22 protein-coding genes are annotated in these 24,194 nt (G+C 48.0%); 3 read left to right on the top strand and 19 right to left on the bottom strand.

Translation table 11 applies throughout. The features are described from left to right. Positions 1–224: 224 nt before the first annotated feature. A complete protein-coding gene (locus ACE5KN_RS22740) occupies positions 225–1,268 on the bottom strand; it encodes a YeiH family protein (protein WP_375527269.1) in 1,044 nt (347 codons plus the stop codon). A gap of 135 nt (positions 1,269–1,403) precedes the next feature. Between ACE5KN_RS22740 and ACE5KN_RS22735 the strand changes: the two genes are divergently transcribed. Next, positions 1,404–2,294 (top strand): LysR family transcriptional regulator, encoded by an 891-nt coding sequence (locus ACE5KN_RS22735; RefSeq protein ID WP_375527270.1) that lies wholly within the window; start codon positions 1,404–1,406, stop codon positions 2,292–2,294. A gap of 296 nt (positions 2,295–2,590) precedes the next feature. On the opposite strand, the gene ACE5KN_RS22730 is transcribed toward ACE5KN_RS22735, so the two are convergent. The 4 genes from ACE5KN_RS22730 to ACE5KN_RS22715 all read right to left on the bottom strand — a co-directional run bounded on the left by ACE5KN_RS22730 (position 2,591) and on the right by ACE5KN_RS22715 (position 5,689). Continuing rightward, positions 2,591–3,250: a nitroreductase family protein gene (locus tag ACE5KN_RS22730; protein WP_375527271.1), complete on the bottom strand. Its 660-nt coding sequence runs from the start codon at positions 3,248–3,250 to the stop codon at positions 2,591–2,593. Between the two features lie 288 nt (positions 3,251–3,538). Continuing rightward, positions 3,539–3,988: an RrF2 family transcriptional regulator gene (locus ACE5KN_RS22725; RefSeq protein ID WP_375527272.1), complete on the bottom strand. Its 450-nt coding sequence runs from the start codon at positions 3,986–3,988 to the stop codon at positions 3,539–3,541. Positions 3,989–4,120: 132 nt separating this feature from the next. Continuing rightward, positions 4,121–4,729 (bottom strand): flavin reductase family protein, encoded by a 609-nt coding sequence (locus ACE5KN_RS22720; RefSeq protein WP_375527273.1) that lies wholly within the window; start codon positions 4,727–4,729, stop codon positions 4,121–4,123. Between the two features lie 21 nt (positions 4,730–4,750). Beyond that, a complete protein-coding gene (locus ACE5KN_RS22715) occupies positions 4,751–5,689 on the bottom strand; it encodes a ring-cleaving dioxygenase (protein WP_375527274.1) in 939 nt (312 codons plus the stop codon). Positions 5,690–6,045: 356 nt separating this feature from the next. Here ACE5KN_RS22715 and ACE5KN_RS22710 point away from each other — a divergent pair, with 356 nt between their 5' ends. Beyond that, a complete protein-coding gene (locus ACE5KN_RS22710) occupies positions 6,046–6,516 on the top strand; it encodes a DinB family protein (protein ID WP_375527275.1) in 471 nt (156 codons plus the stop codon). A 251-nt stretch (positions 6,517–6,767) separates the two neighbouring features. Here the strand turns inward: ACE5KN_RS22710 and ACE5KN_RS22705 are convergent, their stop codons facing one another. The 4 genes from ACE5KN_RS22705 to ACE5KN_RS22690 all read right to left on the bottom strand — a co-directional run bounded on the left by ACE5KN_RS22705 (position 6,768) and on the right by ACE5KN_RS22690 (position 9,626). Next, positions 6,768–7,472: an SDR family NAD(P)-dependent oxidoreductase gene (locus ACE5KN_RS22705; RefSeq protein ID WP_375527276.1), complete on the bottom strand. Its 705-nt coding sequence runs from the start codon at positions 7,470–7,472 to the stop codon at positions 6,768–6,770. 220 nt (positions 7,473–7,692) lie between these two features. Then, a complete protein-coding gene (locus ACE5KN_RS22700) occupies positions 7,693–8,244 on the bottom strand; it encodes an NAD(P)H-dependent oxidoreductase (RefSeq protein ID WP_375527277.1) in 552 nt (183 codons plus the stop codon). Positions 8,245–8,382: 138 nt separating this feature from the next. Continuing rightward, a complete protein-coding gene (locus tag ACE5KN_RS22695) occupies positions 8,383–8,688 on the bottom strand; it encodes an ArsR/SmtB family transcription factor (protein WP_375527287.1) in 306 nt (101 codons plus the stop codon). Positions 8,689–8,759: 71 nt separating this feature from the next. Further along, positions 8,760–9,626 carry an aldo/keto reductase gene (locus tag ACE5KN_RS22690; RefSeq protein WP_375527278.1) on the bottom strand — a complete coding sequence of 289 codons (867 nt, stop codon included), beginning with the start codon at positions 9,624–9,626 and terminating at the stop codon, positions 8,760–8,762. 431 nt (positions 9,627–10,057) lie between these two features. Here ACE5KN_RS22690 and ACE5KN_RS22685 point away from each other — a divergent pair, with 431 nt between their 5' ends. Next, positions 10,058–10,981 carry an AraC family transcriptional regulator gene (locus ACE5KN_RS22685; RefSeq protein WP_375527947.1) on the top strand — a complete coding sequence of 308 codons (924 nt, stop codon included), beginning with the start codon at positions 10,058–10,060 and terminating at the stop codon, positions 10,979–10,981. A gap of 93 nt (positions 10,982–11,074) precedes the next feature. Here ACE5KN_RS22685 and ACE5KN_RS22680 read toward each other — a convergent pair whose 3' ends face one another. From ACE5KN_RS22680 to ACE5KN_RS22635, 10 genes are all read right to left on the bottom strand, one after another. Continuing rightward, positions 11,075–12,100 (bottom strand): zinc-binding alcohol dehydrogenase family protein, encoded by a 1,026-nt coding sequence (locus ACE5KN_RS22680; RefSeq protein ID WP_375527942.1) that lies wholly within the window; start codon positions 12,098–12,100, stop codon positions 11,075–11,077. A 38-nt stretch (positions 12,101–12,138) separates the two neighbouring features. Further along, positions 12,139–13,404, bottom strand: coding sequence for an MFS transporter (locus ACE5KN_RS22675; RefSeq protein WP_375527941.1), 1,266 nt, complete (start codon positions 13,402–13,404; stop codon positions 12,139–12,141). Between the two features lie 231 nt (positions 13,405–13,635). Beyond that, the gene (locus ACE5KN_RS22670) at positions 13,636–14,337 is read right to left on the bottom strand and encodes a GntR family transcriptional regulator (RefSeq protein WP_375527940.1); all 702 of its coding nucleotides are present in this window, start codon (positions 14,335–14,337) and stop codon (positions 13,636–13,638) included. A gap of 142 nt (positions 14,338–14,479) precedes the next feature. Then, positions 14,480–14,950 carry a stalk domain-containing protein gene (locus tag ACE5KN_RS22665; protein ID WP_375533159.1) on the bottom strand — a complete coding sequence of 157 codons (471 nt, stop codon included), beginning with the start codon at positions 14,948–14,950 and terminating at the stop codon, positions 14,480–14,482. 167 nt (positions 14,951–15,117) lie between these two features. Further along, a complete protein-coding gene (locus ACE5KN_RS22660; protein ID WP_375527938.1) occupies positions 15,118–16,002 on the bottom strand; it encodes a carbohydrate ABC transporter permease in 885 nt (294 codons plus the stop codon). Positions 16,003–16,017: 15 nt separating this feature from the next. Beyond that, complete coding sequence (locus ACE5KN_RS22655; RefSeq protein WP_375527937.1) at positions 16,018–16,908, bottom strand: ABC transporter permease; 891 nt, start codon at positions 16,906–16,908, stop codon at positions 16,018–16,020. Positions 16,909–16,985: 77 nt separating this feature from the next. After that, positions 16,986–18,686: an extracellular solute-binding protein gene (locus tag ACE5KN_RS22650; protein ID WP_375527936.1), complete on the bottom strand. Its 1,701-nt coding sequence runs from the start codon at positions 18,684–18,686 to the stop codon at positions 16,986–16,988. A 164-nt stretch (positions 18,687–18,850) separates the two neighbouring features. Next, positions 18,851–20,272, bottom strand: coding sequence for a response regulator transcription factor (locus tag ACE5KN_RS22645; RefSeq protein ID WP_375527935.1), 1,422 nt, complete (start codon positions 20,270–20,272; stop codon positions 18,851–18,853). Positions 20,273–20,278: 6 nt separating this feature from the next. After that, positions 20,279–22,018, bottom strand: coding sequence for a sensor histidine kinase (locus ACE5KN_RS22640; protein ID WP_375527934.1), 1,740 nt, complete (start codon positions 22,016–22,018; stop codon positions 20,279–20,281). Between the two features lie 117 nt (positions 22,019–22,135). Next, positions 22,136–24,082: a glycoside hydrolase family 127 protein gene (locus ACE5KN_RS22635; RefSeq protein WP_375527933.1), complete on the bottom strand. Its 1,947-nt coding sequence runs from the start codon at positions 24,080–24,082 to the stop codon at positions 22,136–22,138. Positions 24,083–24,194: the final 112 nt, after the last annotated feature.

The following is a 24,194-nucleotide window of genomic DNA, read 5'->3' as shown; positions in this document are numbered from 1 at the left end:
CCCTAGTTTAGTCGATTTCATCATAAAATTAAAAAAATATTGATGATTAGGAGTGGAAAACGATTTTACACTTTTGACAAATAAACAAAGCGGCAGTCAGGAACTTTTACGCTCCTTACTGTCGCTTTCCTTTACTTTCATGTATGGACACTAACCACTACTTTTGTTGAATCCATAACTCTTGACCTCCCGGCTGATGCTTCAACGACACCGTTGTTTGAGTCTTAACTAATGAAAAAAGCTACGACGGATAGCAGAACGGAAGCAATCACCATCGCAATCAATGGACGCAGCGCCCTGGTCCGCAAATCCTGCAGGTTTACATTTAAGCCGAGCCCTGTCATCGCCATCGTTAAAATGAAGGAAGTGACATTGGATACGCCATTCAATACAGCAGCCGATACGGCGACATGTTTCCCCAGAACATAGGTTCCAATGATGCTCATGACCAAAAAGCCTGCAAGAAACCAAGGAAACTCAATCTGCTTATCCGCCATATGAGGAGCTCCCTTTCGCTTCATCCAGAAGATCAGAATGAAACATAATGGCACGATAAGAAACACCCGTCCTAATTTGGCCAGTAAAGCCATGGCCAAGGCATCCTGTCCGGCTGGCGCTGCCGCCAGTGCAACCTGAGCGAGCTCATGAAGGCTGATGCCCGACCAAATGCCATATTGAGTCGCTGTCAGCGGCAGAATGGGGCGCAGAATCGCATACATCACGGCAAAAATCGTACCGACCAGAGCTATAATCCCAACGCCAATGGCTGTATCTTCATCCTTCGCCTTCACAATGGGCGAGACCGCAGCGATCGCGGCCGCACCGCAAACTCCCGTTCCAATCCCTAACAGCAAGGACAAGGACGGCTCCGCTTTCAGCCATTTTGCCAATAAGACGGTTACAGTAATAGCCAGCACAACCACCCCGATATCGCGAGCCAGTAAACCCAGCCCTTGCCGGAGAACAACTTCAATATTCAGCTTCAATCCATACAAAATGATCGCAAGACGCAGCAGCTTTTTCGATGAAAATTGAATACCGCACCGCATGGCCAACGGATACCCCCAAATTTGCCTGTAGGCAACCGCCAGCAAAATGGCACAGGCCATGGGCCCGACATGATCGAGAACGGGAAGCATGGATAACCCCCAACCGATGAGTGCAATGATCAACGTAAACAAAAGACCTGCTATCCAAAGCCCGAAGGACAAGGACTTGCTCTGCTGCTTCCTGCTCCCGCCAACCACTCCTTGCTGCTGTCCGGACATTTTTCCCACCTCCGTCATCTTTACAAGATGAGCATAAGACTTTTAGAATCATAAGAGAAATAAATAATAAAAATACTTAGAATAAGTAAAATGATATAATCGAAGCAACAAAAATCGGGAGGTGAAAATCTCAGAATGGATCAGCATCTTCTCGTCTTTGTAACAACTGTTGAAATGGGGAACTTCTCACGTGCAGCCGAAGAGCTGCATATGACTCAGCCTGCAGTCAGCCAATACATCCAGGCGCTTGAGCGTACGGTAGGAGCCAGGCTGCTGGAGCGGAACAGCAAGTTTGTCCGTTTAAATAAAGCGGGAGAGCTGGTGTATCATCATGCCAAGGAAATCCTGGGCCTATATACGAGAATGAAGGATTTGGTGGACGATTTGTCCAATACGGCAAGCGGAGAGCTGACCATAGGGGCCAGCTATACGTACGGAGAGTATGTGCTTCCACATATCATAGCTGATTTGCGGAATCAGTATCCCCGTATCCAGCCCAGGATTACCATAGGCAATACGAAAGATATTGCCGAACTGGTTGCCGGACGCCATTTGGACATCGGAATCGTGGAAGGGAATGATAAGCACCGGGAAAAAATCCATGCAGAGCCTTTCGCGGAAGACGCCATGTTCGTTTATGTATCGGCTGACCATCGATTTGCCCGGCAAGAAAGCGTAGATTTAGCCCAATTACAGGAGGAGACGTGGATCGTACGTGAGCAGGGTTCTGGAACGAGAGAAGCGGCAGAGCGTATGTTTGCAGCACTTCAGTTTAGACCTGCACATCTTCTGGAGTTCGGAAGCACACAGCTGATCAAGGAATCGGTCGAAGCCGGACTTGGGATTACGCTTCTCTCGCATTGGGCGACACGGAAGGAGCTTACACTTGGTTCCCTAAGTATCGCCAAAGTAACGGGAACTCCAATCATTCGCCAGTTCTCTCTCGTAACCCAGGCTAATCCCTATCAGACCAAAGCAATGCAGGTTTTTCGGGAGCTTGTGCGTGTGCGAAGCAGCTTTTCGTAAGTCGCAAACTGTGGCTGCACAAAAAACAGCCGGGTGATGAACTGTACCTCCATTGTTAGTTATGTCCAACAATTGGGGTGCAGCTCAGTGACCGGCTGCTTTCGTTTACTAATAAAGGTAGTTCAAAAAGTCATCTTTTGATCACGAAGGAAGTCAGGGAGCAGACTCGACATCGAATCTTGAATTCAGCCGGGACTTCCGGTGCTCACGTACCCAAGTACGCTCCGCTCCTCAGTCCCTGCTTCATCCAACCTTCTCGGTGCTGAAAACCTGACTTTTTGAACACGCACTAATAATTAGTTTGCAGGCATTTCGTTGAAGAAAGTGATGTCGTCAATAGGCAGCCGGGTTGTCGGATGGCCCGGTTTGGCCGCTTTACCGAGTGCAATCAGCATGATTGGAACGTACCGGTCGCTGACGCCGAAAGCTTGCTTAAACTGATCTGCGTCATAACCGCCCATAGGCACGGTGTCGTAGCCGTGAGCGCGTGCGACCAGCATGAGCTGTTGGGAAACGATACCGCCGTCAATATGGAGGACTTTGTGCAATCTCTCCTCCGGCATTGAACCATACGCATTAATCGATCTTTCCACAAATGATTTAGCGGTATCCTCCGCCATATAGCCCTTTTTCACGGATTCGCCGAAAATATCACCGAGCTTCTTGTATCCTTCCGTATCCCCCAGCACAGCGATCACCGCAGCTGCCTCAGTGACTTGTGATTGATTGTAGGCGATGGGCAGCAGCTTCGCTTTCAATTCTTCCGTCTCGATGACCAGGAAACGCCAAGGCTGAACGTTGCTGGAGGAAGGAGCAAGCGTTGCTTCCTTCAGCAGCTCCTTAATTTCCTCATGAGACAGGCGAACCGACTTGTCATAAACACGTACAGAACGGCGCTCACGGATGACATCGGCGAATAAAGCGGAGCTTTGACCGGTTTGAGTTGAAGTTGACATGATAAATCCTCCCTTAGATCGATACTGTTGTTGATTCGACACAGTTAATTTCAAGCTAAACGATCCAGTTAACGCCCAAGTCCGCATGCGGAGCCGGTGTTTGTAAATAAATCGCAGCAAGATCACCAAATTGTTCCTGCTGCTGATCAGGGTTATAACTGTGTTATTTACCGCACAGTACACCACAAAAAAATAACACCGTTTGCGGCTTGCTCTAAACTGTTTCTTATATTGCACAGTATAAAATCTAAGCAAACCGCTGTCAACTGTCTTTTTTTCCGGGCTCACCTAAATCTTTGCTTCCAGTTGTTTGGCGATATCTGCAATCGAATATTTGCTTAATACTCCACGCATGCTGTCTTCCATTTCTTGCGTAATATCCTCAAGGGCAGATTTCATGCTTTTACCAAGCGGGTGTGTGCCCGCTGTCTCGATAATGCCGCAGGAAATGCTGCTGCCTGCTCGAAATACATCGTACACATCAACCAGACGAATGGATTCAGCCGATTTTTTAAGATGGTACCCGCCGTCACGCCCTTCCCGGGTTCCGATATACCCTTCCTTAACAAGAACGGATAGAATGCGGCGCAACAGGGAAGGCTCCGACTGAAGATATTTGGCGAGTTCAACACTTGGACAAGCTATGTTTACGTCCTCCTGCGACAATATGGCAAGCGCTTGAACAGCCAGTCCGAACCATTTTGGGTGCTGAGTCGGCGTACAATATTCATGCTTCATTCTTTACTCCCCCCTTCCGCTTACTCTTGGCTAGCATGAATAAATTGTACCGAATTCCCCTGTACGCCGCAATAGATGAGCTTTTACCAGCTACGCCATAACTTGAAATGCTTCTCCTGACCACAACCTACTCTAGACAGGTCGCTCAATTGTGAAAATTTCTCCAATTTTCGCATAATCATGTCCGGCTAACCTGCTGACCGCCCCTAGGCGCCTTGGATCAATTCTCCCATGATCATAAATGTCCTTCTGAATATGAAAGTGAACTACTCTGCCTATAATAAGGTCGCATCCGTTTGAATCTGTCCCGCCCAGTTCAAGCGAATGCTCCAAAACGCATTCCATGCGGATTTTTGCTTCGGCTACACCTGGAATATTAATTTTGACACTGTCTGTTGGAGTCAGACCGGCCAATTGAACCTCGCTTTGATCAGGCGGCAGCTTTGCCGCCGTTTCATTGATTTGGCGGACATTGTCTTCATCAACGATATGAACGACAAATTCTTTTAAGTCACTGATATTTCTGGCCGTGTCTTTTTGTACACCCTCCGAGCGTTGAATGGACAACGAGATCATCGGAGGGTTGGCGGATACGATGTTAAAATAACTGAATGGAGCGCCGTTCAATACGCCATCCTTGGAAAGCGTCGTGACAAAGGCAATCGGTCTGGGAACAATGCTGCCTATAAGCAGCTTATAGTTTTCCCGGTCCGTATTGGCTGCAGGGTCTATGGAAAGCATACGATCAACCTCTTTCGCAGTTTAGTCAAGCTCTCTTACTTCAAAAGGAAGCAGAACTCCTTCAATTTCAGCTCTATGAGGCTCATATTGAACCGGCAGTTTCAAAGCTTGCCCCATGGTTTCAAACGATTCATCATGAGCAAATCCCGGAGGATCTGTAGCGATCTCAAACAAAATTTCACCATGCTCTCTAAAGTATACCGCATTGAAATAGTTCCGGTCCCGCACCGCTGTCACTCCATAGCCATTTTCAGCAATATGTTTTTGCCATTCCAATTGATCCTCATTATCTTTGGCCCGCCATGCAATATGATGAACCGTTCCGACACCCATCTGGCCGTGACCCACTGAAGAAAGTTTAAGATCTACAATGTTGCCAATATCAGCGGAAGAGCGGTAACGGGCAATATCTCCTTCTTTTGCTATAAATTCAAGCCCCATCACTTTCTCCAACAATTCAGCCGTTTGTTCAGGGTGTGCGGATAACAGCGTCGCTCCCCCAAAACCTTTGATGGCCACATCGGAGGTGATGCCGCCAAAGCTCCATGAGTTTGGCTCCCCTTCTTCCCGTTCCACAATTTCCAGGTGAAGTCCATGCGGGTCATCAAACTCCAAATACTGTTCGCCAAAGCGCTCCATTTTTGTAGACGGAACTTTAAAATGCTCAAGCCGGTCCTCCCAGAACTTCATTGCCCCTTTAGGCACAACATAAGAGGTAACCCCCACCTGGCCATCGCCAATGGTTCCTTTATACGCATTAGCCCAGGGGAAGAACGTAATGATCGTCCCAGGCTTGCCGCCTTCATTGCCAAAATAAAGGTGATACGTGCCCGGATCATCAAAATTGACCGTTTGTTTAACCAGACGCAGCCCCAATACTCCGGCATAAAAATCAACATTTTCCTGTGGATGTCCGACGATCGCTGTAATGTGGTGAATTCCCATTGTTTTTTTACTCATTTCAATTCACTCCTGTTTTTATTAGTGTTAGTGCAGAATTGCATTTACTCGGTAAAACAACCTTCAAATCATTTATCTTTATTTAAAGTATTTTTATTATGAGATAATCATATTTCTTTATTTCTATTTTGTCAATACTAATCTTTAGATTTATTTATCCACTTATACAGGCGATTATATACAGATCAAAAAGGACAGGGAACGTCCCAGCGTTCTCTGTCCTGCAAGTTATATATTTGATTCGGAAATCAATCTTCGAATACGGTAAACATGCCTGTCATGTGCGGGAAGTGGTTTTTGAAAATGTGATACAATCCAAAAGAAGAAGCATAAAAAAATGGCGGAGGTCGAAAACAATGAAAACGATGCGAGCGCTGTTCGCGCATATGGATTGGGCCAACCGCAGGCTGCTTGAAGCATTGCAAGCGGCGCCGGTGGATGAAGCCAGCAAGGCAGCCACGCTGTTCCTGCACTTGCTCCAGGCGGAGAACATTTGGCTGACCCGGCTGCGCGGTGAGAGCAGTGAGGGGATCGAACTATGGGCGGATAAGGCGGATCTTGCCTCCTGTGAAGCGCTGATTGAGGCAAACGGAAACGGCTTCCGGGCTTGGTTTGACGCTCTTCAAGAGGACTCGCTGGATAAGCCCATCGCGTACCGCAGCCAATCGGGAGCACCGTTCGAATCATCCGTCCGGGACATTTTGCTGCATGCCGCCCTGCACGGTCAATACCACCGCGGCCAGATCAACGCCTTGCTGCGCACGGACGGCTTCGAGCCGGCGCCCATGGATTACATTCTGTACGCGCGGCTGATCGAAAACGCCTAGTCAGCTGGTTCTCATAAAAGTGGCATCCGTTAATTAAAGAAGCAAGTGGGTTGTTTTAGCAAAATCGATCAATTTGAATTCTCTATTATTACAGCTTACTTTTGTTATCGAGCACTCCCGGATCAGATTGCTTTGTTCTTGTATAAAATTCGGATGCCTGCTGTTCAACTCCTCAGGGGCAAAAACATTAACCATAACGGGCCCACTTTGGCGGGCCTGCAGCTCTCCCCGGATTCATTTGTCGAATATCATTAATCCATATATTGCTCATCCGGCTCATTTAAAGCCGCTGCCAGGATTTTTTCTGCAACATATTCAGGAGTATCAGATGGACCGGAAGAACCTGGTGCATGCTGCGTTCGGACGCCCAGTGCGTTTTTGCCAAAACCTGTTGCGGTTGCGCGCGGATAGACGGAAATTACCCGGATATGCTCTGAGGCCAATTCACCTCGTGCTGTATCGGAGAGCATATTTAACGCGGATTTGGTAGCTGCATAGGTTCCGATTCCAGGAATATTCATCTTGGAGACCACCGAGCTTACATTGATGATCAGTCCTCCTCCTTGCTCTCTCATGATAGGGATCACAGCTTGCATAGCCGCTAATGGTCCCATCACATTAAGTTCAAAAATACTACGGAAGTCATCAGGATTGACATCGGCGATCGCGCCAACTACAGCTTGACCTACGTTATTGATGACCACATCCAGGCGGCCAAAGTGCCGCACCGTCTCCTCAATGACTCGTTGAATCTGCTTCGGATCGCTCACGTCAGCAGGTAAAGCTATAGCGTCTCTTCCCTGGCTCTTTAACTCCTCCGCGAGATGATTGAGTACGTCGGCAGAACGAGCTACCAATGCCAATTTGGCACCAGCGGTGGCAAATTGGTGTGCTGTGGCTAAACCGATACCAGCAGATGCCCCAGTAATAAGAACAACCTTGTCACGAATTTCCATAATAAATGTTCCTTTCTTTGATTGGAATGATTGTGATGAAGCCTTCGATTTTTGTAATACAGCATTTGGTTGATGTATCAACCTGAGAATAATTTATCACGCTTAAGTTGATGCGTCAACTATAATGTTATATTCGTATGGACAAGAGAGCAATCCGAAGAGAAAATGTCGAATAAGGCATAGCTAGAAAGAAAGGTTCCAATTTGGGCAATATCCCTGCTCAATACCCCTCCACATATTCGGCATATTCCACGGCATATTTTTCAAGCTGTTCATCGGTCACTTCGCGAATCCCACTTACGACAAAAGGTCTGCGGTAGGTCATTCCGGTATAATTGGCGGTCTGCTGGAACGGCCGCAGCAGCTCGCTGTAGGAATAATTGTGCAGTCCGCCAGCCTGGAACATGCTCGCAGCTCCTCCCGAAGAAATAGCAACAAGGAGCTCCTTGCCCCTCAGCTTATCGCCGCCTCGGCCGTGCGCAAACCCAAGCTCAAATACTTCATCCAGCCATTTCTTCAGCAACGAGGGAGAACTATACCAGTGCAATGGAAATTGAAACACGATCCGGTCATGTGCCAGCAACAGCGCCTGCTCATGAGCAACGTCGATCTTTTCGTCCGGATACGTCTCGTACAGCCGGTGAACGGTAACATTGCCTCTTTGCTCAAGCTCTGTTGCCAATCGTTTGTTAATCCGGGATGACTCCAAATTCGGATGGACAACAATCACAAGCGTCTTGGCATTGTCGGACAGGTTGGAATGGTTGGACATATGAAACAGCTCCTTATCAGATAATTATCAATACAATTCGGGATATGTCGATATAAATGATGAAAAAGTAACATTTCGCGAATTGTCGATATGTTATTTATATAAAAACTGAATTCATGGAATAGAATTCAGTTTTTATTACAGGTCCTGCTGAATATAAGAGGCAATTTGCTGTATTGCTTCTTCATCTCTTCTGTAATATGTCCATTTTCCCACTCGGGTCGCATGTACAAGCCCTGCCCGCTGCAATATGGACAAATATTGAGATGTTGTCGATTGCGTCATCTTCAACTTGGCTGTGATCTGGCTGACGCATACCCCTACGTCGAGAAGGTCAACCCCTTCCTGGAGTCCAGCAAAATGAGCTTTAGGATCTTTCAGCCACTCCAGGATTTGCAGACGAGCCTCATTAGATAATGCCTTGAACACTTCAATGGGATCAATTGGTTTCATGCTATCATTATATCGTATTTTTCGATATGTCAACATAATTTCTAGTTGCTGAAGACATCAAATCAGACATCGAGTTTCAAACTGTCCAGCTTAATACTGCTTAGCATTTTCACCGTTTCCGGATCATGATATGAGAGGAAGCTGCTTTGCTTCGTATCCAGCTTGGCGATCGTCTCCATATCCTCCTGGCTTAATTCAAAGTCGAAAATATTGAAGTTTTCGATAATTCTTTCTTTATGGACGGACTTTGGAATGACGACCACTTCTCTTTGTGTCAACCAGCGCAAAATCACCTGTGCTACGGATTTATGATGCTTTTCAGCCAGCGACATCAGAACTTCGTTCCGGAACATATTATTTCTGCCTTCAGCAAAAGGCCCCCAGGACTCGATCTGCACATTATATTCCTTCATAAGAGCAGCACTTTCAATTTGCTGGCAGAAAGGATGTGTTTCCACCTGATTGACGGCAGGAGTGATTTCGTTATGAAGAATCAAATCCACGAGACGGTCCGTATGGAAGTTGCTCACACCAATGGCTCTGATTTTCCCCTCATGATACAGCTCCTCCATGGCACGCCAGGAACCATACACATCGCCAAATGGCTGGTGAATCAGATACAGATCCAAATAATCCAGTTGCAATCTTTCCAGTGATTTTGCAAAGGCCTTCTTTGTGCTATCATAGCCCGCATTCTGTATCCAGAGCTTGGTCGTAACAAACAGTTCTTCTCTTGGCACACCGCTGCGCTTGATGGCTCTGCCGACGGCTTCTTCATTTTGATAACCGGAAGCGGTATCGATTAAACGGTAGCCTGCCATAATAGCGTCATAAACGCTCTGTTCACATTCCTTCTCGTCATTGATCTGATAAACGCCAAAACCGATGATCGGCATTTCAACACCATTGTTTAGCATTACTTTCCGCATTTGAAACCCTCCAGTTTTAAATATGTTTTGGATACAGCCTTATTGTGCAGCAAAGGAAAACAAGACCGGTACCATAATTGTCTTAAATGATTGCCTGATTCTCTCATTGCCACTAACTTTGCAGACCAGTAATACCTTATAATAAAAAAAGGATAAAACTATAATTACGTGTTCAAAAAGTCAGGTTTTCAGCACCGAGGCGTATGCTTCCGAAGTGCGTTTTTTCAAAACGCTTGAGTTGGATGAAACTAGGGACTGAGGAGCGGAGCGTACTTGGGGTACGTGAGCACCTGAAATGTTTCCGCAGGAAACATGCTTCGGAAGCATCCGCTTAGGCCCGGCTGAATTCAAGATTCGATGTCGAGTCCGCTTCCTGACTTCCTTCGTGATCAAAAGATGACTTTTTGAACTACCTCTATAAGGAGGATGCTATGCTTGAGGAAATGCTGAAACAGCAGAATGAGCTCGCCAAGTTGATTGAGCGTCATTCAGACCGGGACGGAGTGCATGAAACGGCTATCCCGTCTCTGTTTTTTATGCGTTTTACGGATGTAACCGAGCCGGTCTACAGGATTTACAATCCTGCATTCTGTGCCACTGCTCAAGGTGTGAAAGAAATGCTGCTGGCACAAGAGCGCTTTGAATATGGTGCTGCAAACTACCTTATTACATCCATGAAGCTGCCGCTGGTCAGCCAGGTGATCAAAGCTTCTCCCGACGTTCCCTATTTGGGCTTCAAGATTGAATTTACGCGGTCGCAAATTTTAGAAGTTTTAAATGATACAGCTATTCAAGTCAACCAGAAGGAAAGTGCCAAGCTGGCTGTGTTTATTGGCCGCATGGAGTCATCCCTCATGGATGCGGTGCTCAGATTAGCCCGATTACTGGATAAACAGCAAGATATTCCGTATCTTGCTCCTCTCTATACCAAGGAAATTTTGTACATGCTTTTGCAGGGAGAGTTTGGAGTGACACTGGGGCAAATTGCCATGGAGCGAAGCAGCACCTATCGCATCAGGGAAGCAATTGAAGAAATTATCCATAATTACGATAAACCTTTGCGGGTTGAGGAGCTTGCAGACATGGCCAAAATGAGTGTCTCGTCATTTCATCGAAACTTTAAAGAAGCAACCGCTATGAGTCCGATTCAGCTGCAAAAGCAGTTGAGATTGCAGGAAGCGCGCCGAATCCTGTTATCCGAGTCGGCAGAAGCCGCTGATGTCGCATTCCGGGTAGGTTATGAAAGTGCATCTCAATTCAGCCGAGAATATTCACGCATGTTTGGCTCACCACCCCGAGCAGACATTAAAGCACTGAAGGAAAAATATGACGAGACACTAAACCCGTCATTCTAGGATCTTTTGGAAGCACTGTGTATCCCCCTTGAAAAAAAAGGGCTGGGGATCGTCTCCCCAACCCGTATTCATTAGTTTTAACTATAGACTTCTCTAATTCGTATGGAGTTCCAGAACTACTTTCCGAATCTGGTTAGGGCTGGTTTCGATGAGCTTGATCGCTTCATGAAAATTCTCCAACGCAAAACGATGACTGACAAAAGCATTCACATCGATCTTCCCGCTGTTAAACCATTCTATCACTTCAGGAAATTTACCCGATTGCAATCGGGAACCCGCTATAGTCAATTCCTTCTTGGTAATGAGGAACTGCGGTATTTGCGAAGGGGTTACGCCAAAGCCGAGAACGACGACCCGTCCGGCCACCGAGGTCAACTCTACCGCCTGCTCGAAGGTTTTTTCCGTACAAACGGCATCAATCGTTACGTTCGGACCTAATCCGCCCGTAATGCGATTGATCTCGTCGGCTACATTATCCGTAAGCGGATTCAATGTATAGTCGGCACCAACTTTCTTGGCGTAAGCAAGCTTCTCATCGCTCAGGTCGGAAATCATGCATACCGCGCCTTTGATTTTGGCGACCTGCAGCGCACACAAGCCAATCGGCCCAGCTCCCATAATAAAAACATAATCCCCAGCCCGGACATCACCACGCCAGTTCGCTTGAGCGCCGATCGTGAACGGTTCGACCAAAACCGCCTCCTCCCAAGCCAGGCGATTGTCCACTTTATGCACTAAATGCTCGGGAAGAACAATATACTCCTGGAAGGAGCCATCTTTGTGAACTCCGTACACCTGCAGCTTGACACACACATTTGGGCGGCCGGCCTTGCAGGCATAACATTGCCCGCAGGTATCGATCGGCTCCATGACAACCTTATCTCCAGGCGTCAGCCGGCTGACATCCGCGCCGATTTCTGCGATTTCCCCCACCATCTCGTGTCCGATGACCCGGGGATAGGTCGCTACCGGAGAGGTCCCGTGATAAATGTGCATGTCGGAGCCGCATATGCCTACCATGCGAACCTTAATCAGCACCTCGTTGGCGTGAACAATACGTGGCATTTCTTTCTCAATCAGTCTCATTTTCCCTGGTTCTGCAACTTGTATCGCTTTCAATCCACTCACTCCATCACTTATGATTTGGGTTTATTTATTTAAGCCATCGTTTGTTCTGCGGCGGCATTTGCCTTTTTGACCTTAATGGGCTTAACGAAGAAAGCAACACATAACGCCCCGATCACCGCCAAGCCACCCGCCAGAATGAAAGCGCTTGTAAAATGGCCTGTCGTTTGCACGAGCATTCCCGTAGCCGTCGGCCCTATGATGCCTGATGTATTCGCAAGAAAATGCATGAAACCGCCGACGCCGCCGACCCGTTCTTTTTCAACCGTATCTTGAATAATCGCCCAGTATGTAATCGCTGTAAGATACAGGAAGAATACCGCCGATGCCATCAATGAAACTGCAGCGGTCGTTGTGTTAACGAGACCCGCACAACCGATACTGACCGCAGCGCCAAGCAAACATGTGACCAATACAACCTTGCGGGAGAACATGGCATTTCCCGTTTTTTTGTAAAGAAAATCGATAATGAAGCCGCCCAGGGCAAAACCAAGAAATCCAACCGTCCACGGAATCATCGTGGCAAAGCTCATCTCCTTGATGTCAAGCCCTCTGGCCTGTATTAAATAACTCGGGAACCAGGTCAGGAAGAAAAACAAGATATAGTTGTAGGCAAAAAACGCTACTGACGTGAACAAAACTGTCGGATGCTTCAAATAGTAGGAGAGCGGCGTTTTGGTTTTGCCGGCCGGGGCATGCTGCACCTCCTCATCAGCTTCATCGTCTGCAGCGTTCTGCGGAGCATCCTTAACGCATTTGACCCAGAACACGGTCCAAATCAGGCCAATAATCGTAATGAGGACAAAAGAAACTTTCCAGCCCCACGTCAAGGCTATAATCCCAACGATCGGACCTGAAATGGCTCCGCCAAGCGAGGTTCCGGCCATGGAGATCGATAAAGCTCTGGCCCGGTATTTCTTCGGAAACCAGTTATTGACCATTTTGCTTTGCGATGAGGAAAGCGGGCCTTCCCCCATCCCAAACAATACACGCGCAATAAACAAAGAGGAGAAGTTGAAGGTAGCCGCAGTCAGACCGGCAAATAGCGACCATAATGTCATGGAATAACCGAGTACCTTTTTCGGGCCGAATTTGTCAGACAGGAAACCGCCTATAAAGTTAAAGAGAGCGTAACCAATAAAGAAGCTGCTGAATAATAGCCCCATTTGAGCCGCATCCAGCTGAAAATTTTCCTGAATTAATGGAGCTGCAACGGAGAAGGCCGAGCGATCCAGATAATTGATAACCCCCGCCAGAAACAGCAGAACCAGAACGATGCCACGCCCTTTAGATAACATGAGCTGTTGACTCCCTTCAATAATGGAATTTCGAGTTTGCTATTGCTCATTCCAATCAAAGTAAAGCGTTTTCTTTTTTCAAGATGTTGCAACTGTAAATCCTTTGGGTCGACCACAAATGAAATACTAGCATACATTATTCTAGTATACAAGTTTAAATTTGCCGTAATTTTGCTGCCGACGCACCTCCTTGTAAAACAAAAAAAATCGTAAAATGATTAGGGAATCACTTTACGATTGGAAAAAATGCGAGTACTTATTAATTAAATCAGGCGTAAAATTTTCAAGTGATGTAATGTGCTCTCTGAGCAACCGTTCCGTTTCCTTTTCGTTATTAGCTGTTATAGCCTCGAAAATGGACTCGTGTTCGTTTACAAGCTGATTCATATGCTTCGTTTCCAGCAGCTCCAAATACCGCATACGGTTTAAATGACCGCGCATTTGATTAATGATCGATACCAAGGTGGAATTTCCCGTTAACTCCAAAACCGTATTATGAAAGCTCTCATCAAGCTCAAGGAACTTATCGAAGTGTTGTTGATCAATCATTTTTCGATGCTCCTCCAGGATGCCCTTGATCTGCTGATATGGCTTCTCGAAGCTGGCATCGTTTGTACTCCACTTCCTGGCCACTTCTTTAAAAGCGCTCACCTCAAGACTCACCCGTACAAAGCGAGCCTCCTCAATCTTCTTCTTGGACATATATGCGATGCGGGCGCCGCGCTGCGGCAGGATCTCGATTAGCTCTTCTGTTAACAAACGGCGGAAAGCCTCCCTTATCGGTGTGCGGCTTACCCCTAATGTATTGCCCAATTCAGACTCAAATACAAGCTGCCCCGGTTCCAGCTGCAATGTAACAATTGCCCCCCGAATAACATGATAGGCATGATCGGACAGGGTGTTCCTCTTTTTGGATATGTTGGGTAAATTCATATTTTCACCTTACCTAATGTGCTGCGAATAAAACTATTATACTTGTATGCAAGTGTTGGAATCAAACGTTTTATCCCAAGCCGGCGTTCCATTCTATTACTATAGATTAAAGCTGGACTAGACAGACCGTAAATGCCATTTTTCATTGCTCAATAGAAATATTGATTTTTCCATCACTTTTTGTGTACTGAACATCGTGTCCATATGCTTCTGCAATCTCCCTGATGGGCAAATATACACGTCCGTCTTGCAGAACAGCTTCTTGGCGCAAAGTATAGCTCTTACCGTCATCTATCAATTCTTTTTCGCCTGCTTTTATCGATAATCTTGCCTTAATAAAGTCATCCGGATCGGTGAATGCAAAAATAACAGTTTGCTCATCATGCAGCCACCAAATCCCTTTTCCTGGCACACTAAATGGGAGAACACCCGTTACTTTGTATGGGCTTACCATAATGCTCCCCTTTAAAAATATGTATTCCTCACTTCTCAGCGTTTGTTCCTCTCCATTTGGATATCCCAGGATGACAGAATCGACACTTTCAGCGTGAACGGAAGAACCCGCAATGAGCAAAAACGCTGAGCACGAGGCGATCAGTAATTTCCTCCACATCTTCATCCCCTCCTTTGGATTAACTGTTTTTTCCATTGTAACACAGTTAACTTCAACTAAACATAACTATCCGTTAGCGGAAGTTTAATAAGAAGCCGAGTTCCGTCGCACAAAAAAAGCCGCAGTGCCGCGGCCTCTTAACCATCTATCCTCTTGATATTTTTCCTCTATTCCTTAACTGACCCCAGCGTAATTCCATGAATGAAAAAACGTTGCAGGAACGGGTATACCACAAGCACAGGAAGCATGGCGATAAAAATTTTCGCCGCGTTAAGCGTTTGATTGGAAAGCTCATTTAACCGCTTGTATTGATCCTCCGTCATATTGGCAGAATCAATGACCACAACGAATTGCTGGATTAACGTTTGCAGCGGGTAGTGATCCTGTCCGGAAGTCAAAACAAGACCGTGAAAAAATTCATTCCAATGGTATACGATGGTGAACAGTGTAACCGTGGCCAGCACCGGCACCGCCAAAGGAATATACATCATAATCAGCATCCGCCACGGACCGGCTCCGTCAACGAGCGCCGCCTCGTCCAGCTCCTTCGGCAAATTACGGAAGAAGTTCACAATGAGGATGACGTTGAACACCGGAACACCGCCCCCAAGCACGAGTGCCCAGATCGTATCATACAATCCAAGCGCCTTCACCGTCATATACCAGGGAATTAAACCTCCATTAAACAGCAGCGTGAAAACGAGAATCCACATGAACACATTGCGCAGCCGGAATTCCCGGGTGCTGCGGGACAGCGGATATGCCATCAAGGTAGTGACAACAAAAGTGATCAACGCACCCAGTACAACGCGCTGGATAGAGATCCAGAAGGAGTTAAAAAAGGAGCTGTCGCCGATAATTTGCCGGTATGAATTAAAATTAAAGCCTACCGGCCACAGCCACACCTGCCCTGCCGCCGCAGCCGATTTCTCGCTGAGAGAGACAGCCAGCGTATACCACAGCGGCAGAATACAAACAAAAGCGATCAGGAGCAATACGATCAGAAGAAGGGTATCGAACAGTCTGGAGCGCAGTGTCTTTTCTCTTATCATATGGTGACTCCTTTGTCAGAATATCCGGTAATTTGCAAACTTCGACGCCAGCACGTAAGACACGATGATCAGAATAAAGCTGACCACCGATTTCAACAACCCGACCGCTGTCGCGAGCCCGTATTGCATGTTCAACAGCCCTTCACGGTATACCCATGTATCGATAATGTCACCTGTCGAATAGAGCAGCGGATTGTACATGTTAAAAATTTGATCAAATCCCGCATTCAACACGTTTCCGAGACTTAATACAGCAAGCAGCACAATGGTCGTTCTCAGCCCCGGAAGCGTGACATGCCAAATCCGGCGTAGCCGGGACGCCCCATCGATGGAAGCAGCCTCATATAGAGATGGGTTGATACCCGTTAATGCCGCCAAATAAATAATGGTGTTAAAACCAAACTCTTTCCACACATCGCTGCCTGCAACGATAAAGGGAAACAGGTCCGCACGGGCGAAAAAAAGCACCGGCTCCACGCCAAACAGCTTTAACAATCCATTCACAGGTCCTGTGTAGGAGAATACATCCAGCAGGATGCCGGAAAGAATCACCCAGGATAAAAAGTGCGGCAGGTAGACAATCGTCTGAATCCACCGTTTAACCACCATTAAGCGAAGCTCGTTCAGCATAATGGCGAACAAAAGCGGCACAATGAGGTTACCCGCGATCTTCATGACGGCAATAAATACGGTATTAAAGAAAATAACTCGCGTATCGTTCAGGCTGAACATATAATCAAAATTTTCAAGTCCGATCCATTCCGATTTGAAGAACCCCTGTCCGGGATTAAAGTCCTGAAAAGCGATGACAATCCCGAACATGGGAATGATATTGATCAGCAGCAACCAGACGAAACCGGGCAGAAGCATGATGTAATAATGCTTGGCAAAACCTCTGTTTCTCACCTTTTCGCACCTCCTTCAGTCTGCATGACCAGCAGGACGCGCCGGATTGGCCCGCCGCGTCCCTGCCAGCATCGTTTTTATTTCATATAATCCTTCACTTCCTCCGTAATCCTGTCACCGCCCTGCCTTTTCCAATCGTCAACGAACTTATCAAAATCATCGATGGGAGCTGCGCCCATAATAATCTTCAAAAAGGTCTCATCTTCCATCTTCTTGAGATTGGACCAGCGGCTCTCCATCGTTCTTGTCTGCGAATAGATCACGCTGTATACCTTGTTGTAGTCCTGCTGCAGCGGAGCGGCTCCAACGAGGAGCGAGTATATGCGGCTCCAGATCCCGAGATCTGCCTGCGGATCCCAATATTGAATGTCCATATTGTCATACGGCTCTTTTTTGACCTTCTTCACGTTCTGAATGTCAGCCGCGAGCAGCTTGTAGCCCGGATCTGTGAAGTCCTCCGGTTTTTTCGCCCCTGATAAAATATCCTGCAGCGCTTTGGCGGAATATTCGCTTTCGTCCGTATAAGACATGGGGACGCGCAGCGGATAGTAGCCGATGGGGACGGTAATATCGAGCTTCGATTCATCACGGATCAGCAGATTCAGCATTTTAATAACCGCCTCGGGATGCTCGTAGTCCTTGCGGACAACGACAAATACCGTGGACGGCGCACCCATGTGGGCATTGAACTGTCCGTCTGCATCCAGCGGCAGCAGATAGGACTGCCAGTTGGCCTTGGGATCATTCTTGATCGCATCCCCAATCGGTCCGTACCCCATCCACCATGGGCCGAAGAATATGCCTGCCTTGCCGTTGACAACGGGTTCAGAAGCGCTTTTCCGGATGCCGATTTCTTTGTCAATCAGCCCGTTCGCGTACATATCGCGCAGCTTGGCCAGCGCCTGCTTCGTCTCCGGAAGGGTGGAGCCGTAAACTGGATTGCCGGAAGCATCCTTCACCCAAAAGCCGGGATAGGATTTATAGGCGCCAAAGATCGGATCAAGACCATACGTATTATTCGTGGATTCAAGAAAATTCGCATACAACCGGTCCCCGTTCTGCTGTCCGGCAATGCTGATCGTATCCTTCTGCCCGTTGCCGTCCGGGTCCTGCTCGACAAACGCCTTCGCGACCTTCTCAAGCTCCTCCATCGTCTTCGGGGGCTGCAGACCGAGCTTGTCGAGCCAATCCTTGCGAATCCACATTTGGTGGACACCATCGGACTGCACCTGTATGCTTGGAATCGCATACATTTTTCCGTCAAAAGTAACCGCTTCGCTCGAGACACCATTTGTCTTCTCCATATAGCTTTTCATCGCCGGTGAAGCGTATTTATTAAATACATCTGTAAGGTCAGCAAGCTGGCCGGATTTCACCATCGCTCTCAACTGGGTGTCCTTGACTACGAGCGCGTCCGGCAGGTCATTGCTGGAGATGGCCAGATTCACTTTCTGATCATAATTCGTACCGGTTGCAGCCTGCCAGGTCACCTTGGTGTCAATATTCAGGTGTTCCTTGACATAACGGGAATACTGATTAATTTCCGGTGTATCTCCGGCAGGCAAACTTTTGTCTGTAGGATCTACGGATTTACCGTACGTAAGGGTAATCGTCTCGGGGTATTTACCAAACGGATCGCCGGGTTCATTGTCTCCATCTGAAGTGCCGGGCGTTGTGCTGCCCGCAGCGGATTCGGTCTCCTTGCCATTCGTGCCGCTGCAAGCGCTTAACATGATCAGCAGCAAAGTCATTGCAATCAGGACAAATTTCTTGGCCAAGCTGATTTCCCCCTTCTGTCGCGTTGTCAGTATTGTCAAGCAACATCAATATAACATGTTCTGAATCGTGAATGAGTAGAGCCAAGAACGAAACATAGGGGGAGAAATGAACGGAAATGATAGCGCTTACCATTCATTCCTCCCCCTATATGCCGTTCATCACTCTACCTTTGTCTGTGCCGATTCCGGTATTCGCTCGGCAGCAAGCCTGTCTGTTCACGAAAGATCCTGCTGAAATATTTCTCGTCTGCATATCCGGTATGCTCGGCAATCCACACAATCGGTTTAGCAGTCTGCGCAAGATATTCCCGCGCCTTGTCTATTCGTACCCTGCGCAGATATTCGTTGAATGAATACCCGACAATCGCCTTGAAGCATTGGTTAAAATAGCTGCGGCTCAGATTGACCCGTTTCGCGACATCAACCGCGAACAGCGGAAATTCAAGCTCGTCATGTGCGATTTTTACGGCAGACATGATGCTGACAGTCACTTCCCTGCTGAGCTGCAGGTGACCGGATAACGTGGCCGCCACTTCTCTGAAGCCTCCCATCCATGCAACAACCTCACTCCAGCACAAGAATGTGTCGGGCAGCGTGATCCCCGTTTTCGCAAGAGCTTTAAATAGCCGGGACCAATCCACAATAAAACCGTAGAGCAGCTGCATCAGTTTTGAAGCTGGCAGCCTGAGCTTCCTCAGTTGGCTGCACAGCTCTTCAAAAGACTGGCTGTCATGAACCCAGCGAAAGGCATGCAGTATTTCCTTCACGGCTTCTATCTCTCGTTCAGATGGCTCCGGCTGGTCAGCCTGCAATTCCTGAACGGATTTCTCGATTGGATTTGTCTCATATCCGTTACAATCATAGAAGAAATCCCTTTGCCTGTAATTGCGAACCATCTGCAGCAGGTCAAACTGTGTTAGCCCGGCGATATGCCTCAGCCGCACCAGTCTCCAGTCAGCATCAAGAGCTTGATCCGGCAGCGGCGGAAGCCATTCTCGATCTGAGTTCACTTCTGTCCATAGCTCTTCCCGAAGGTCTGGCGTCCACAGCAAAATATGTCCGTCCGCCTCCACTCTCCAGCCCTGCGAATGCTGTCTGGGCCCATTTACAAGAGGATGATCCCCCAGCCCCAGAACGGCGTATGCCGTATCGAGCGGATAAACGTCTTGATCAACGGATGCCGGTTCATTGGGCGGCTTCCTCCTTTGATTAAGGATGAGCCCATGAATGCGGCCAAGCACCTCCTCGAACCGCTCCTTTTCAAGCTGAACCTTGGCGATATAGTCGACGGCCCCCAAACGCAGCGCTTCCTGAATGTATTCAAAATCCTGGTGCAGGGTCAACACGGCGATGGCCATATCCGGATAACGTTTGCGAACGATGCGGATCAATTCGATGCCTGACATGACCGGCATCGCCACATCGGTCATTAACAGATCTACGTGGTTTTCCTTCAGAAATTCAAGCGCCTTCTCGCCATTCGCCGCCTCACCGATCACTCTCATGCCGAAGGAATCCCATGGCATGGCAGACATGAGCCCTTTGCGTACCAGCTTATCATCATCAACGATGAGCACATCAATCATGCTGCATTATTCTCCTTCTCTGTTGATTGGCAGCCGGATGACGATCCGGGTGCCTTTGCCCATTTCACTGGATACCGTAAGACTGGCATTCCCTTCATAGTAAGATTCCAGCATACGCTTCACATAATTCAATCCGATTCCCATTCCCGCCCGCTGGCGTTCCGTTTGTTCCTGCTCGAGCAATGCGGAGATCGTCTCCTCAGAAATGCCTGCGCCGTTGTCCTGAATGGCAATCTCAAGCCGCTCATTCCTGCTGACTTCAACTTCAATCCTGCCCTCATCATCCAGCCCGTGATACAGCGCATTTTCAACCAAGGGCTGTAAAATGAATCTAGGAACGTTTACATCGAGCAGTTCATCATTTACGTGTATACGGACATCGAACTGAAAGTTGTAACGGATTTGCTGCAATGTAAGATAATGCTTGAGCGAATCAATCTCTTCCCGAATCGTCGAAATCTGATTGCCTTTACGAAGATTGTAATAAAGGAGTTTGTTCAATGAGGTGACAAGACGGTCAATTTCCTCCTGTCCATTCATTACGGCAAGCCAGTGGGCCGTATCCAGCGTATTCATCAGAAAATGCGGGTTAATCTGGTAGAGCAGCTTCTCAATCTCCAGATCCGCCCTGCGTTTCTCCTTCATCTGCACCTCTGAGTACAGCTGTGCAATCTGCAGCTTCATATGCTGGAACTGGGTTAACAGCATTTCAAATTCCGGTATCCGTGATTGCGTAGTTACGGCATCGAAATTACTGTTGGCCATCCGTTTGATTTCCTTGTTAAATTTGGACAGAGGCCGGTACACCATTTTCCACAAGAGCCAGCCAAACACGAGACTGACGGTGGTGAACAGCAGGAACAACGCCAGCATCTGTACAATCCAGCGATTTTTCTCCTTATTGTAATCGGCCTTGGAGATCAGGGACACCACGCTCCAGCCCTGATTGCTGATTTGGCGGTACCAATAATATTCGGCAGTCTCGCCGGAACCCAGGGGCGGAGATCGCAAACCCGGGAACATGGTGTTTTCAGGAAAAACGTCTTTCAACTCGCTATACGAGATCCTTCCATTGTTGTCGAGGATCAGATGATTCGCGTTTTTGCTGACTCCGTCAAGGTCGAGAATGCTCTGTGTCAGCTTAAATCCGGATTCGATGTAGACATATGCATCCCCCCGCTCCGGCAGCTCGACCTTGCGCAATGCGGAGAGCACATATTGATTATTGAACTGGTCGTTGCTGAGATGCGGCCCATAATAAGTGATGCCGTAATAGGAAGCGATAACGGGAAGACGGTCAATATTAAAGGATTCCTTTACACCCGTAGTCTCAAAGAGAAACGAACGGTCATTATGAAAGTAATACATCGTCAGACCGATATTGGGATTGGTGAATGTAACCAGATTAAGCTGGTACTTGATCTGATCCGTCAGATAGCTGCGGTCATAGGGCTGATCTGCGATCATGAACCGCTCCAGCTGCTTGCCGATATTGCCTTCGAAGGCGAGCTGCTGCGAAACATGATTCAGGTTGTTCAATGTGTTCTCAAGCGACAGCGTCACCTGCTTCAGATTGCTTTGAATGCCGGACTGCAGCTTTGTGTTCAGAATGGAATTGATGGTTTTGTAGGATAGATAGCAGGTGCAGATAAAAGGGATCAGTGTCGATGCCACAAAAAGCAGAAGAATCCGGTTTTTCAACGTCATTCGTTCGATGCGGGGCTTCCATCCATTCTCCGGGTTCATGCATTCATCTCCAGACGGTTTTTCCTATCCATCCATGCAGAGCTTGTAAGGGCCAAAAACCTGAAGGCCGCGGGTATTTCACCCGGGAACCTTCAGGCTATTCCAGAAAATATTACATCAGCAGCGCAGCCAGACGCTCATTTCCCCTGGCTGACGGTTGCCCCATAAATAATAAGGAATCGCCTTGAAACGGACGGGCGCCGTCTGCTTCCTGAAAGGCTGATATGGCTCATCTTCCGGCCACACGGAATGATCGGCAGCCAGCCCGTCAGCTTCGACAACGACACAGCCTCCGAGCAGTTCCGGTATCCGGCGTTCTGACAGTTTCGGCTCCTCTGCCAATGACAGCGAGGCCAGCGGTGCCCCGTTATCCGCTTCTTCGACGCAGTAGACGAGCGGACCGCGTTGAATGGCGGCTTTGCCGGCGTTTGCACGGATTTGCGGATGGGCAGCGATCAGCTTTGCCTCCATGGGGAGCAGCCATTCCAAAGTATCTCCTTCTGACCAGGTTCGTTCAACTTTCGCATAACCATTTTCCACGCGATAATCTTGAATTTCCCTGTTTACTTTCAATACAGGACGTCCGTTCTGGAACCAGTCGGGGACTCGAAGTGCGAGTTCAAATGCAGTGCCGACAGCACCAGCACCGTTCGCAAGCGAAACCGAGAATTCGGTCCGTCCCTCCCAAGGTAATTGGGACTGTTGATGCAAGGTTACCTGACAGCCGTCAGGGGCTGCAAAGCTGATCTCGCTGCCGATAAACAAATGAGCGTATACCGTCGACCCGTCGTCGGAGACATCGTAAATATAATCGCCAAGCGAACTCAGCAGACGAGCCACGTTCGGCGGACAGCAGGAGCAGCCAAACCATTTCTGGCGCACAGGTTTCACATGGTGCCTGTCGGGATTTTTTCTGCTTGCCTCCGGCCATACTTCGAGCGGATTCACATAGAAGAAGTGCTTTCCGTCCCTGGACATGCTGCCAAGCACATTGTTGTAGAGCGCCCTCTCCATCACATCGGCGTACTCGCTTTTTGCCTCCAATTGCAGCATCCGGCGCGCCCAGAAGATCAAGCCGATGGATGCACAGGTCTCCGCATACACCGTATCGTTGGGCAGATCATAATCGAAAGTAAAGGCCTCGCCAAGATGAGTCGCACCGACGCCGCCGGTGATATACATCTGCTTGCGGGTCACATTTGCCCATAACCGCTCGCAGGCCTCGCGCAAACTGTCGTCTCCCGTCAGGCGCGCCAGATCAGCCATCGCGGTATACATATAGACAGCACGGACAGAATGACCAACAGCAACCGTTTGCTCACGTACAGGAAGATGGCTTTGATACACTTCAAGATTAGGTGTGCCATGATTCCAAATGCTCGTCCTGCCGCGGCGTTCCCATTCTTCAATAAAATAGTTCGGCTTGCTTCCCCGTTCGTCAATAAAGTAGAGGCTCAGGTTCAAATAACGCTCTTCTCCCGTAACCCCGTGCAGTTTGACCAGTGCCAGTTCAATCTCCTGATGCCCGCAATAAGCCCGCATTTGACCAGGTTCCGTGCCAAACAATCTATCAATCAGATCAGCAAAACGGCAGGAGATATCCAGCAGTTTGCGCTTGCCTGTAGCCTGGTAATAAGCAACCGCAGCTTCGATCAAATGGCCGGCACAATAAAGCTCATGGGCTTCGTACAAATTCGTCCACTGCTTTCCGGGCTCCTTAATCGTGAAATAGGTGTTCAGATAACCGTTGTCGTGCTGCGCCTGACCAATCAGGTCAATGGCTTCATCAGCAATCCGCTCCAGCTCCGGATCCGGATGATGACGAAGCGAATAAGAAACCGCTTCCAACCATTTGTAAAGATCGCTGTCCTGAAAGATCCAACCGCCAAATTCCCCTTCCTCCAGACCCGCTGCGATCCGAAAATTCCGGATGGCGTAGCTCGGCTCTGCTCCTTCTATTCTATCGTTCAGAGCTTCCCATTGATAAGGAATGACGGTGTGCCGTATCAGCTCGGAATAATCTTCCCAGAAATCATCCTGAATGTAAACTTGAGTTTTCTGCATATGGAATTCCTCCTATAGAATTTGACCCTTTCCGTTTTCAATTATATGCTTTGATCAATGGGCAGAATAGAAATGGATTGAACCTTTTTTTATAAAAAACAACACAAAAGAA

It is taken from the genome of Paenibacillus terreus, from assembly GCF_042138595.1.
GTDB classification, from domain to species: Bacteria; Bacillota; Bacilli; order Paenibacillales; family Paenibacillaceae; genus Paenibacillus; species Paenibacillus terreus.
The sequence above is the reverse complement of the archived record's forward strand: the minus strand, read 5'-3'. Positions and strand labels throughout refer to the sequence as shown.